The sequence below is a fragment of the Pseudomonas sp. MOIL14HWK12:I2 genome, from assembly GCF_000510745.1.
Lineage (GTDB): Bacteria > Pseudomonadota > Gammaproteobacteria > Pseudomonadales > Pseudomonadaceae > Chryseomonas > Chryseomonas oryzihabitans.
Genome location: NZ_AZOA01000009.1, coordinates 257,076 through 269,542 on the forward strand (window position 1 = coordinate 257,076; position 12,467 = coordinate 269,542).

A 12,467-nucleotide genomic window follows, 5' to 3' on the forward strand; every position below is an offset into this window, starting at 1 on the left:
TTGCTATCCCTTCGCGATGAGTCGAGCGGCGGAGGCGGCGGAAAACCGGCGCATCTAGCCTAGCGAAAGAGTAGCAGCAAAAAATCGGCCAATCCCGTTACGCCTTGACCTCTGTCCTTACAGGTACTTGAACAGACTCAACTGGGCGATCTTCACGAAACTCTGCTGCGATGCCTGCAGTACGGTGTTCTGCAAGGCGTAACGCGACAGCGCCTCGGGATAGTCGAGATCTTGGAGATCAGACTGCACCGACTTGTTGACCAGGCTGACGTTGGCGATGAAGTCACTTGTGGAGTCGATGACGTTGAGACGCGCGCCGACCTTGCCACGCACGCCGTCGACCTGGGTGTAGGCCGTATCTAAGTTGCTCAGGGCCACGGCAGCGCTGTCACGGATCTGGTAGACCCCTTCGGTACTGCTGTCGCCATTCTCCAGCGCCTTGCGCAGGTCTGATACCACGTTGAGCAGGCTGCGCTTCTCGTTGGCGGTGTCGCGGGTGATCTTGAATTCGTCGCCGGCAGCCGGAACGCCATCCATCTGCACCTTCACCCCGCCATAGCTGATGGATTTGCTGGCTTCCTGGGTGCTGTCCAGGCTGTCCACCTTGAGTTGGCCCGCGGGTGGATTGGCCGGATCGTAGGCCGCCCATTGGGCGGCCGTAGGTGCCTTGGCGAGGTCGTAGACGACGTATTTCTTGTCATCGAGGAAATGGATGCCGATACCGTCACTGGCTACCGGCGGCGCGCTGGCCGGAAAGGTCGAGTCATAGGCGCCCTTGTCCGTCACCAGGCCGAGGGAGATCCGCCCGGTACCGGTATTGGTCGTCCCCTTGCTGGTATCCACCCGATTGGCGTTGAAGTTGTTCTCGAAGGCGTCCTTGCCGCTGTCGCTGAGGGGCACGAAGGTGGAGCTGGCGATCTGTACGCTGCGCTGCCCTTCGTCGCCGTTGTAGCTGTAGGTGCCGTCGGCGTTACGCACATAGGGCTGGGTGTCACCCATAGAACCGGAGAACAGGTATTTGCCACTGGCATCCTTGCTGTTCATCAGGTTCATCAGCTCGTCTTCGCGCTGCCCGACTTCCTTGGCCAGAGAGGCGCGATCGGTCGGATCCAGGGCACCGTTGCCGGCCTGGACGGCGATCTCGCGAATACGCGTCAGCACCGTCTCCACTGAGGTCAGCATGGATTCCTGGGTAGTGAGGCTGTTCTTGGCGGCGGTCATACCGGTGTTGTACTGACCGTTGAGCGCCTCTTCCTGGCTCAGCTGCAACAGCTTGATCGACGCCACCGGATCGTCCGCCGGGGTGAGGATCTTCTTGCCGGTGCTGATCTGTTCCTGGGAGCGGCTGACATCGCCATAGTTGCTCTGCAGGCCGCTGATGCCATTGTTGAACGCCTGGACGGTAGAGATGCGCATGGGCGGGTTCCTTATCTGAAGGCGCCGATCAGGGTGTCGAACAGCGACTGGGCGATCTTGATGACCTGCGCCGAGGCACCGTAGTACTGCTGGAACTGGACGAGCTTGGCCGCCTCTTCGTCCAGGTTCACCGCTGACAGGGAATCACGATTGTCTTCGGATTGCTTGAGCACGGTCTCACTGGCGGCCGAGTCCACCCGCACCTGGGCGGTCAGGGTACCGACCCGCTCCACCAGGCCGCCGTAGGCGTTGTTGTAGGTGGTACCGGTCGTGCCATAGCCGCCCATGGTGGTCTTGGTCTGCAAGGCCACCAGGTTCAGGGCATTGCGGTTGTCCGAGACGGCGCCGCTGTTGGCACCCAGGGTGAAGCTGTCGCCATCCTGCGGCACGCCGCTGACGTTGAAATCGTAGCTGTAGCTGTTGTTGGTGTTCGGGTCGGTGTATTGCAGCCGCAAGGTATTGGTCTGACCCGAGGTCAGGCCGGTAGTGGACGGCGAGACATAACTCAGGCTGGCCCCGGTGGGCAGGGTCCCGGTCAGGTTGCCAGCGGCGGCATTGAAACTCAGCTTGATGCCACCACTACCGAACAGCCTACCCAGATCGGCGGTACTGACCGGCGAAGGCGCACTCTTCAGGTCAGGCTGGGTGATAGCACCGGTACCACGGTTGTTGGTAGTGCTGGCAGCCTTGGCGGTACCCGCGAAGCCCAGTTGGCTGGATTGGCTCAGCTCCACACTCATCTGCGCCGCACCGCGACGGGTGGGCTGGAGGCTGAAGACGTCGCCCGCCTGGGCCTTGTTCAGTTCGGCCGCGGTGAACTGCACCTTGAAGCCCTGATCGGTACCCTTGGCATCGGCGAAGGTCAGGGTGACCGGATCGGTACCGCTGCGGGTCACCGTGATGCTGGTGCTATCACTGATGCGCAGCGCCTTGAAGTTGGTACCGTCGAAATCCAGCCGATAGTCGCTCGGATTGAGCTTGGACGTATCGGTGATGTTCAGCGTGGCTGTAGCCGAGCCGAAGTTGGTGGACCGCCCCATGACTCGCAGACCGGTGCTCTGGCCGCCGTTGACGTCGCTGAACAGCGCCGAACCGGCATTGCCCGCCAGATCCAGACCCTGCCCCAGCTGCTTGTTCAGGGTATCGGTCAGGGTCAGCGCCAGCTGACCGAGGCTATTGAAGGCATGGTCCAGTGCCGTGTCTCTATAGGACAGCAGGCCCCCCATCTCGCCGCCACTGACCTGCGAGGTGATGATCTGCGAGGTACTGCCCGCCGTCAGGGTGATCTGATAGCGCGACGGATCGTCATTGCCCGGTTGAGCGGTCAGCGTCGAAACGTTGCTGCCGACCACCAGTGGCTGGCCGGTGCCGACGAACAGGTTGAGCGAGCCATCGTCCTGGCTGACCACCTGCAAACCGACCATGCCGGACAGCTGCTTGATGGCCTGGTCCCGCGAATCGATCAGATCGTTGGGCGCCGCGCCGGCTGCCTTGGAACGGGCAATGGCATCGTTCAGGCTGCCGACGCTTTTGGCCAGGGAATTGATCTGACCGGTGAGGGCCGACAGCTGATCGTTGATCTGGCTGTTCTGCTTGTCGATCTGGTCATACAGCGTATTGAAGGACTTGCTCAGCCCCTGCGCCTGGGCAAGCACGGCCTCCCGCGCCGGGACCGAGGACGGATCCTGGGACGCGGTCTGCAGGGTGGCGAAGAACTTCTGCATCGCCGGCGTGATACCGGTGGTGTTGTCGGACAGCAGGCCGTCGAGCTGGGAGATCTGGCTCTTGAAAGCCTGCAACTCGCTGTTCTGGCTGTTGGCCGAGCGCACCTGGCTGGTGAGGAAATCACTGGCGAGGCGACGCACATCCACCGTCTGGGAGCCGGAGCCGACATAACCCGAGCCATTGAACTGGGCGATGTTGGTCTGCTGGATGGCCTCCTGCCGCGAATAGCCGGGCGTATTGACGTTGGCGATGTTGTGACCGGTGGTGGTCAGGGCGTTTTGCGTGGACCTCAGGCCCGATAGACCAATGGAAAGTAGATCAGCCATGGCTCACCTCAACCGCGGGACGGACTGGTGCCCAGGGAGGCGACCGTCTGATAGGTGTTCATGTTGCGAGCGATCTGGATCACCTTGCGTGCGTAGTGCGGATCGGTGGCGTAGCCGGCCTGCTGCAGGCCCTGCATGAAGCGCTCGGAGTTGCCGTTGGTGGACAGCGCCTTGTCATAGCGGTCGTTGCTCTGCAGGAAGTTCACGTAGTCGTGGAAGCTGTCCGCGAAGGAATCGTAGGTGCGGAACTTGGCGGTCTCGGTCACGGCCTTGCCATTGACGAATTCCTGAGTCACCGCGGGGGCGCTGCCGCCGTCCCAGCCGTGGGATTTGATGCCGAACAGGTTGTTGCTGTTGCTGCCATCGGCCTGCTTGACCATGTGCTTGCCCCAGCCGGTTTCCAGCGCCGCCTGGGCGACCAGGTACTTGGGGTCCACGCCCAGGCGCTTCGCCGCGGCCTCGGCCATGGGCATCATGGTGTCGACGAATTCCTGACGGGTGCGGAAACGGGTCTTGCCGGTGGCAGCGGCGCCGTCCACGCTGGCGACGGCCTCGGTCGCGGCGGCCGGCTTGCTGCCGGCTTGCGTGGCCTGCTGGCGCCAGGCGCTCTGGGCGGCCGCGACGTCCTGAAAACTCTGCTTGAGGGTGGCGCCCTGCTCCGCCGCGCCGGAAATATTGGCGGCGGTACGCTCGGCCAGACGCCCGGGCAGGGCCAGCCGGCGCGAATTCAGCGCGCTGGAATCGTCACGCCCGGACGCTACGGTAGTGGCCGGCTTGAGGCCGTGGCTCGCCACGTCGTTGAGCTTGGCGTTGCGGCCGGCGGCCAGCTGGCCTTCGGTGGGCGCAGCCTGGCCGACCTGGGCGAAGGGATTGGGACGGCTCGACGGCTGGGCGGTCTTGCTCAGCTGACGCTCGAGTACGTTGGCCAGGCCGATACCACCGCCATCCCGGGACAGGGAGACGGCCAGCTGCTGGTCGTACATGTCCTGGTACTGCTTGGTGGTCTCGCTGGAAAAGGGGCTGTCCTTGTCCGCCAGCGCCTGGTTGGCGCTGCGCATGGACTTGAGCATCTGGCTCAGGAACAGCGACTCGAATTCGCCGGCGACCTTCTTGACGTTTTCCGCGCTGTCGCGATCCTTACCCTTCATCTGGGCCAACCGATTCAGGTCGGTGAAGGCCCCCGAATCCTTGACGTTGCCGTAGTTGCCACCCAGACGAGATTCCATCGCCCGCTCTCCTTAGATAACGATCAGATCGGCCTGCAAGGCGCCGGCCTGTTTCAACGCTTCGAGAATGGCGACCAGGTCGCTGGGCGCAGCGCCCACCTGATTCACCGCTCTCACGATCTCGTCCAACGTGGTACCCGGACCGAACTTGAACATCGGCTTGGCCTCCTGCTTGGCCTTGACGGTCGACTGGGGAGTCACCACCGTCTGCCCACCCGACAAGGGATTGGGCTGGCTCACCTGGGGGTCCTCGCTGATGGTCACGGTCAGGCTGCCCTGGGTCACCGCCGCCGGCGAGACCTTGACGTTCTGGCCGATGACGATGGTCCCGGTACGGGAGTTGACGATGACCTTGGCCACCGCCTGTCCCGGATCCACTTCCATGTTCTCCAGGATCGAGATGTAGTCGACGCGCTGGCTGGGATCCACCGGCGCCGTGACGCGAATCGATCCGGCATCAACAGCGGATGCAACACCCGCGCCAAGTGTCTCGTTGATCTTGTCGACGATGCGCTTGGCGGTGGTGAAGTCGCTGCGATTGAGGTCCAGCGTGATGCTGTTGCCCTGGTCGAAGCCGCTCGGCACCGGCCGCTCGACGGTGGCGCCATTGGGAATGCGGCCGGACGACGGAACGTTGACGGTGATCTTCGAGCCATCGCGACCTTCGGCGTCAAAACCACCCACCACCAGGTTGCCCTGGGCGATGGCGTAGATCTGGCCATCGATCCCCTTGAGCGGCGAGAGCAGCAGGCTGCCGCCTCTCAGGCTCTTGGAGTTGCCGATGGAGGACACGGTGATGTCGATGGTCTGGCCGGGCTTGGCGAAGGCCGGCAGATCGGCATGGATGGACACCGCGGCGACGTTCTTCAGCTGCGCGGTGGTACCCGGCGGCACCTTGATGCCGAACTGGGCCAGCATGTTGTTGAAGGTCTGCACGGTGAAGGGCGTCTGGGTGGTCTGGTCGCCGGTCCCGGGCAGACCCACCACCAGGCCGTAGCCGATCAGCTGGTTGGTCCGCACGCCCTGGATGCTGGCGATGTCCTTCAGCCGATCCGCCTTGGCCAGGGGCATGACCAGGGCCAGGGCGGCAGCGGCGATGAGGGTCTTGAACATGGCGCTCATCCTCAGAAGGGCATCAGCGGGCTGCCGAAGAACTGGCTCAGCCAGCCCGGCTGACTGGCATCGGCGAAGGCGCCGGTGCCCGAATAGGTGATCCGCGCATCGGCCACGCGGGTGGACGACACGGTGTTGTCGGTGGCGATGTCATCGGCGCGGACCATGCCCTGGATGCGCATGAGTTCGTTGCCGGTGTTGAGCGTCAGCCACTTCTCGCCGCGGACCACCAGGATGCCGTTGGGCAGCACCTCGGCGATGGTCACGGTCAGCGAGCCGGACAGGCTGTTGCCCTGGGCCGCGGTGGACTTGCCGGTGTTGGAGCGATTGCCGGAGAAGCCGGCGTCCAGGCTCAGATCGCCGTCGGCGAGCGGATTGGGGATCTTCGGCTTGGCGCCGAACAGCGACGTCAGGCCCAGGCTGGCCTTGCTGTTCTTGGCGACGTCGGAACTGGCGTTCTTGCTGGCCTGGGTCTTCTCCTGCAGGGTGACGGTGATGATGTCGCCCACGCGGAAGGCCTTGCGGTCGGTATAGAGATTCTGTTCGAACCCCGACTGGAAGATGGCGCCGTTGTTCTGCGCCGCCGGCACCGGCGTGCGCGGCAACACCGGAGCGTAATAGGGATCGTCCGGCTTGGCGGCCGGGGCTACGCATCCTGCGAGTACGAGCGCTCCCAGGAGCGGGGCGACGGCGAACAGAGGTTTCATGGAGCGCGTCCTCACAGGGGATTAGAGCTGTTGACTGACGAAGCCGAGCATGTCGTCGGCCGCTTTGATGACCTTGGAATTCATCTCGTAGGCGCGCTGGGTGGTGATCATGTTCACCAGCTCCTCCACCGTGCTCACGTTGGAGTTTTCCAGGGTGCTCTGTAGGACGGTGCCGAGGCCGTTCAGACCCGGGGTGCCAACCTGGGGCGCGCCGCTGGAGGCGGTCTCGCTGAACAGGTTCTGGCCCACGGCCTGGAGACCGCCCGGGTTGACGAACTGGGCGATCTGCAGGTTGCCGATGACCTGGGGCGCGGCCTGGCCGGCGGTGGTGACCGACACGGTACCGTCTTCGCCGACGGTAAAGGTCTTGGTATCGGCCGGCAGCACGATGGCGGGTTGCAGGGCGAAGCCGTTGGCGGTGACGAGCTGGCCATCGGCATTCAGGTGGAAGGTGCCGTCACGGGTGTAGTTGATGGTCCCGTCGGGCATGGTCACCTGGAAGAAGCCGTCGCCGTTGATGGCCATGTCCAGCGGCTGGTCGGTGGTCTGCAGCGAACCCTCGGTGAAGTTCTTCTGGGTGCCGACGATGCGCACACCGGTACCCAGCTGCAGGCCGGAGGGCAGCTGATTGTCCTGGGTGGACTGGGCACCCGGCTGGCGCCGGATCTGGTACAGCAGGTCCTGGAATTCGGCGCGGTCGCGCTTGAAGCCCGTGGTGGACACGTTGGCCAGGTTGTTGGAAATGGTGGTGAGGTTCATGTCCTGGGCGGACAGACCGGTCTTGGCGACCCACAGTGACGACATCATGATGGTATTCCTCGAAGTGCCGGTTTTACGTCGGCGCTAGCCTTGATCAGGAGAATTGCAAAACCTTTGCCAGCGCCGCGTCGTTGTCTTCGGCGCTGCGCATCATCTTCACCTGCAGTTCGAACTGGCGGGACAGCGACAGGATCGAGGTCATCTCCTCCGCCGCATTGACGTTGCTCGACTCGACGAAGCCGGACACCAGGGACACGTTGGCATCCATGGGCGGTGCCGCCTGGCCCTGCTTCATGTGCAGCAGGCCGTCGAGCCCCTTTTCCATCTGTTTGGTGTCGGGATTGACCAGCTTGATGCGATCGACCTGGGCCAGGGCATTGGCCGCTTGGCCGGAGCCGCGAATGGTGATGCTGCCGTCCTGACCGATTTCCACCTTGGAAGCGGGCGGCACGGCGATGGGTCCGCCATTGCCGAGCACCGGCATACCACTGCCGGTCCGCAGCATGCCGAGGGGATCGATCTGCAGGCTGGAGGTACGCACATAGGCCTCCTTGCCGGAGGGATCCTGGACCGCGACGAAGCCGGGGCCCTGGATGGCCACGTCCAGGTCACGCCCGGTTTCCTGCAGCGCACCGGGGGTGAAGTCCGTCGCCGGCCGCTCGCTCATGGAATAGACGCGCGACGGCATGGTCTCGCCGAACACCTGCATCGAGCGCGCCTGTTCGAGATCCTTGCGAAATCCCGAGGTCGAGACGTTGGCCAGGTTGTTGGCATGGGCGCGCTGGGCCATTTCGTTCTGGCTGGCGCCGGTCATGGCGACGTACAGCAGCTTGTCCATCTGATCCTCCGACGGCGGCAGATTGCCGCCAAGCTTGCGTTCGGAGGTTCTTTAGCAAGGCCCGTTCCAGAAAACGAAAAACCTGCTGAATCAAGGGCTTGAAAATAGAAAAGCCTCCCGAAGGAGGCTTTTCCTGACGTCTTAGCGGCAAGCCGTCAGAGAAACGACATCAACGCAGGTTGATGATGGTCTGGGTGATGGCGTTCTCGGTCTCGATGGTCTTGGCGTTCGCCTGGTAGTTGCGCTGCGCCACGATCATGTCGACCAGCTCGGTGGAGATGTCGACGTTGGACGCCTCCAGCGCACCGGATTGCAGGGCCCCCAGGGTACCGGCCCGCGGCGTGCCCACCACCGGCTGGCCGGACTCGGCGGATTCGGTCCAGGAGGTCTTGCCCATCGGCGTCAGGCCCTGAACGTTGGCGAAGTTGGCCAGGATCACCTGGCCCTGCACCTTGGACTGACCATTGGTGTAGCGCGCGAAGATCTGGCCGGTATCGTCGATCTCCAGACCGGACAGCTGACCGGTAGTGTAGCCGTCTTGGTTAACGCTGTTCACCGCGAAGGCAGTAGAGAATTGCGTCGAGCCGCGCGGATCGAAGGTGAAGCCGCCGGTGTTGCCCAGTGCGCCGTTCCAGCTGTAGTTCGCCGGGTTGCCACCATCGGAGATCGCCGGGATCCAGCCACTACCGCTCGATCCGGTGGGATCGGTGGCGAAGGTGATGATATTGGTCTTGGGATCGATGCTGACGCCCGACGAAGAAGAGCTCACGGTGCTCAGCTTGCCGGCCGCATCGAAGGTCACGCCAAAGCTCTGCGGCTGGGTGCCATAGGCGGCCACGGCTGCGGCGACCGAGGCCGGAGTCGCACCGGCAGCGGCGGCGGCATTGTTGGCGATGGCCTTCACCTGGGGCGTGGCCCCGGACATGTTGTTGACCGCCGTGGCGACACTGTTTGCCGTCGCACCGGCAACCCCCGCCGCCGTATTGGCGGTCTTGGTGGCAACCCCCGGATCCAGCGGATTGCGCCCGTCGATCAGCACCTGCATCGACCACTGATTGGTGGCCGGCGCCGGTGCCTTGACGAAGTACTGCGACATGACGTGGGAGTTACCCTGGCTGTCATAGATGTTCAGCGAGGTCGAGGAGTTGTAGGTTTTCGGATCCGAGGGATCGAAGGGCGTCAGCGTCGGCGGTGCGCTGGTCGAGTTCAGGTTGAACTGCTGAGCGATCTGGGTGGTGGACTTGGGCGCCTGACTGGCCGTCTCGATGCGCAGGTCGCTGCGTACGCCGGGCTGCAGCAGGCCCTGGGCGTTGGTGGTGTAGCCCTGCAGCTTGTAGCCGTTGTTGTCGACGATGAAGCCCTGCTTGTCGGTGCCGAAGTAACCCGCACGGGTGTACTGGACGGCACCGTTGTTGCTGGTCATGAAGAAGCCGTTGCCGTTGATGCCCATGTCCAGCGCATTCTGCGTGGAATCGATGGTGCCCTGGTTGAACAGCTGGCCGACATTGCCCAGCAGCACGCCGCTGCCCTGGGCATTCTTGCCAGTACCCAGTACCGAGGCGGCATAGAGATCCTGAAACTCTGCCCGCGACTGCTTGAAGCCGACGGTGCTGGCGTTGGCGATGTTGTTGCCGGTGATGTTGAGGTCACTGGACGCGGCCTTGATGCCGCTCAAACCGATATTGAAAGACATGCTGGATTCCTCTCGTGTGCCGCGCCTTACTGGCCGACCGCCTGGACTTTGGAGATGCCGATGCTGCCGACGCCGGCAAGGTTGAGTGTCATTTCGCCGCCGTTCTGCCCCAGCGTCACGCTGTCGACGTTAGCCGGCAAACTGGTTTTCATGGCTTCGGTCTTGCCATCGATGCTGGCCTGGGCCTCGAAGCGATAGGTGCCTGCGTCCAGCTTCTTGCCACTGGCATCGGTGCCATCCCAGGTAAAGTTCACCAGACCGCTGGATTGCTGTCCCAGGTTCAGGCGGTTCACCTGACTGCCGCTGGTGTCATAGACGTTGACCCAGACATTGGAGCTGGAAGCGGTCAGGTTGAGCGCCCCCTTGAAGTCCGCGCTGGTATCCACCTTGACCTGGTCGCTGTCGACGATCACCTTGCGGCCAACCAGGGTGGACGCCTGCAACGCCTGGGAAGACTGGCTGCCGGAAAGGATCGAGCTGACGCTGGTGTTGAGGTTGGTGATGCCTTCGACAGTACTGAATTGCGCCAGCTGCGCGATGAATTCGCCATTGCCCTGGGGCTCCAGCGGATTCTGGTTGTTCATCTGGGCGACCATCAGCTTGAGGAACTCGTCCTTGCCGAGCTGGCTGGTCTTCTTGGTCTCGCTGCCGCTGCTGTCACCCGTGGCACTCGTCTTGTTGACGGAGTACTTGTCGAGCACCGACTGAGCGGTTGAATTGGTCGTGCTTATGGCCATGGCGCCGATTCCTTACTGACCGAGAGTCAGTACCTTCTGCATCATCTGTTTGGCGGTATTCATCATTTCCGCATTGGTCTGGAAGGCGCGACTGGCCGAAATCATGTCGGCCATCTCCTCCACCACGTTCACGTTGGGGTAGTAGACGTAGCCGTCCTTGTCCGCCATCGGGTGGTTGGGCTCATAGCGCTTCTGTACCTCGCTCTGGTCCTCGACGATGCCCTTGACCTCCACCCCGACTCCGGCCTGGCCCTGATCATCGAACAGCGACGCGCCGCCCTGGGCCTCGTTGAGCTGGGCGGCGAACACCGGGTGCCGCGCCTTGTAGGTCTGGTCGACGCTGGAAGACACGGAATCGGCGTTGGCCATGTTGCTGGCCACGGTATTGAGGCGAACGTTCTGGGCGCTCATCCCGCTGCCGGCGATGTTGAACAGCGAACTCAGGGACATGGCTATTCTCCGCGCAGGGCCGACATCAGCCCCTTGAACTTGCTATTGAGCAGGGTGAAACTGGCCTGGAAATTCATCGCGTTCTCGGCGTAGTTGGCCTGCTCGACCTGCGCATCCACGGTGTTCTGGTCCACCGAGGGCTGAGTGGGGATGCGATATTTCAACGCCGAGTCGCCCATGCCCATGTCGAAGCCTTCGGCAGCGATATGGCGGCTGTTGGTGGTTTCCAGCTGATAGTGGCCGGAGGCCCCCGGTGCGCTCTTGGCCGCCTGCTCCGCCATCACGGCGCTGAAATCTAGATCCCGTGCCTTGTAGCCCGGGGTGTCGGCATTGGCGATGTTGTTGCCCAACACCTCGGCACGCTGCGAACGGAAGTTCAGCGCCTGCTCGTGCAACCCGAGTGCTTTGTCGAAACTAATGCTCATGTCGAGAGACCTTTGACGTGGCTTGCAAGCGATTTAGCAAGGCCCGTGCCAGTCTCCAGCATCCATCTAAATCAAGGGCTTAGCGCAAGGTGGCAGTCAGAACGACGGCAAGCGGCAAGGTTTTTCCGCCGTCCTTGCCGGGCCCCGAGGCCGGGGCGGCAAAACTTTGGCGCAAAAGAAAGGGCAGACCTGGGTCTGCCCTTGGGGTGTCCATCGACCGGCCTACTTGGCCTTGTAGATGATGCCCGGATTGCACTGCACCATCTGATAGAGATCCGGCAGGCCATTGAGGGCCTCGGAGGCGCCCAGGAACAGATAGCCGCCCGGCTTGAGGGTGCCGTGGATGCGCGTGAGGATGTCCTTCTTCACCTCGGCGGAAAAGTAGATCAGCACGTTGCGGCAGAACACCATGTCGAACTTGCCGAGGCTGGCATAGCTGTCCAGCAGATTCAGCGCACGGAATTCGATGCGGCTGCGAATCGCCGGCTTGACCGCCCAGCGCCCCGGCTGCTGCACGTCGAAGTAGCGCTGCAGGCGCTCCTGGGACAGCCCCCGACCGATCGCCAGCGAATCGTATTCGCCGGACTTGGCCGCGGTGAGAATGGCGCCGGACAGGTCGGTCGCCACGATCTGCATGCCGCCACGCCCCTGCCCTGCCGCACTGCGCTCGAATTCGTCCATGGTCATGGACAGCGAATAGGGTTCCTGACCCGAGGAGCAGGCCGCCGACCAGACCCGCAGGCGCTGGCCGAAGGTGTTCTTGGTCAACTCCGGCAAGAGGCGGTTCTTGAGCACCTCGAAGGGATAGGTGTCGCGAAACCACAGGGTTTCGTTGGTCGTCATCGCATCGATGACCTTTTCCCGCAACCCGCCACGGGGCTGCATCTGGATGCGCTGCACCAACTCCGACAACGTCTTGATCCCTTCGGTCTCCATCAGCTTGTTGAGCCGACTGGAGACGAGGTACTGCTTGTTGTCACCGAGCAGGATCCCGCTGGATTTCTCGAGGAAATCACGAAAAAGCACAAAATCCGCGTTGACTGCTGACACTG

The 12,467-nt window shown here is 63.0% G+C and carries 12 protein-coding genes; all 12 read right to left on the reverse strand.

The genetic code is table 11. The features are described from left to right. Window positions 1-117: 117 nt before the first annotated feature. The 12 genes from flgL to cheR all read right to left on the reverse strand — a co-directional run bounded on the left by flgL (window position 118) and on the right by cheR (window position 12,465). Window positions 118-1,416: a flagellar hook-associated protein FlgL gene (gene flgL, locus PSK12I2_RS0108300; RefSeq protein ID WP_027598026.1), complete on the reverse strand. Its 1,299-nt coding sequence runs from the start codon at window positions 1,414-1,416 to the stop codon at window positions 118-120. An 11-nt stretch (window positions 1,417-1,427) separates the two neighbouring features. Further along, entirely contained in the window at window positions 1,428-3,467 is a 2,040-nt protein-coding gene (gene flgK, locus PSK12I2_RS0108305; RefSeq protein WP_027598027.1) for a flagellar hook-associated protein FlgK, read from the reverse strand. A gap of 8 nt (window positions 3,468-3,475) precedes the next feature. Further along, window positions 3,476-4,693, reverse strand: coding sequence for a flagellar assembly peptidoglycan hydrolase FlgJ (gene flgJ, locus PSK12I2_RS0108310; protein WP_027598028.1), 1,218 nt, complete (start codon window positions 4,691-4,693; stop codon window positions 3,476-3,478). Window positions 4,694-4,705: 12 nt separating this feature from the next. After that, entirely contained in the window at window positions 4,706-5,806 is a 1,101-nt protein-coding gene (locus PSK12I2_RS0108315) for a flagellar basal body P-ring protein FlgI (RefSeq protein ID WP_027598029.1), read from the reverse strand. Window positions 5,807-5,817: 11 nt separating this feature from the next. After that, a complete protein-coding gene (gene flgH / locus PSK12I2_RS0108320; protein ID WP_027598030.1) occupies window positions 5,818-6,513 on the reverse strand; it encodes a flagellar basal body L-ring protein FlgH in 696 nt (231 codons plus the stop codon). A gap of 21 nt (window positions 6,514-6,534) precedes the next feature. Beyond that, on the reverse strand, window positions 6,535-7,320 hold the full coding sequence (flgG, locus tag PSK12I2_RS0108325) for a flagellar basal-body rod protein FlgG (RefSeq protein WP_027598031.1): 786 nt from the start codon (window positions 7,318-7,320) through the stop codon (window positions 6,535-6,537). A 46-nt stretch (window positions 7,321-7,366) separates the two neighbouring features. Beyond that, window positions 7,367-8,110, reverse strand: coding sequence for a flagellar basal body rod protein FlgF (locus PSK12I2_RS0108330; protein ID WP_027598032.1), 744 nt, complete (start codon window positions 8,108-8,110; stop codon window positions 7,367-7,369). A 169-nt stretch (window positions 8,111-8,279) separates the two neighbouring features. Continuing rightward, window positions 8,280-9,803 (reverse strand): flagellar hook protein FlgE, encoded by a 1,524-nt coding sequence (locus PSK12I2_RS0108335; protein WP_027598033.1) that lies wholly within the window; start codon window positions 9,801-9,803, stop codon window positions 8,280-8,282. A 26-nt stretch (window positions 9,804-9,829) separates the two neighbouring features. Then, entirely contained in the window at window positions 9,830-10,540 is a 711-nt protein-coding gene (gene flgD, locus PSK12I2_RS0108340) for a flagellar hook assembly protein FlgD (RefSeq protein WP_027598034.1), read from the reverse strand. Window positions 10,541-10,552: 12 nt separating this feature from the next. Then, window positions 10,553-10,990, reverse strand: coding sequence for a flagellar basal body rod protein FlgC (flgC, locus tag PSK12I2_RS0108345; protein WP_027598035.1), 438 nt, complete (start codon window positions 10,988-10,990; stop codon window positions 10,553-10,555). Between the two features lie 2 nt (window positions 10,991-10,992). Next, window positions 10,993-11,415, reverse strand: a complete 423-nt coding sequence (gene flgB / locus PSK12I2_RS0108350; RefSeq protein WP_017642008.1) for a flagellar basal body rod protein FlgB — start codon at window positions 11,413-11,415, stop codon at window positions 10,993-10,995. 222 nt (window positions 11,416-11,637) lie between these two features. After that, a complete protein-coding gene (gene cheR, locus PSK12I2_RS0108355) occupies window positions 11,638-12,465 on the reverse strand; it encodes a protein-glutamate O-methyltransferase CheR (protein WP_027598036.1) in 828 nt (275 codons plus the stop codon). Window positions 12,466-12,467: the final 2 nt, after the last annotated feature.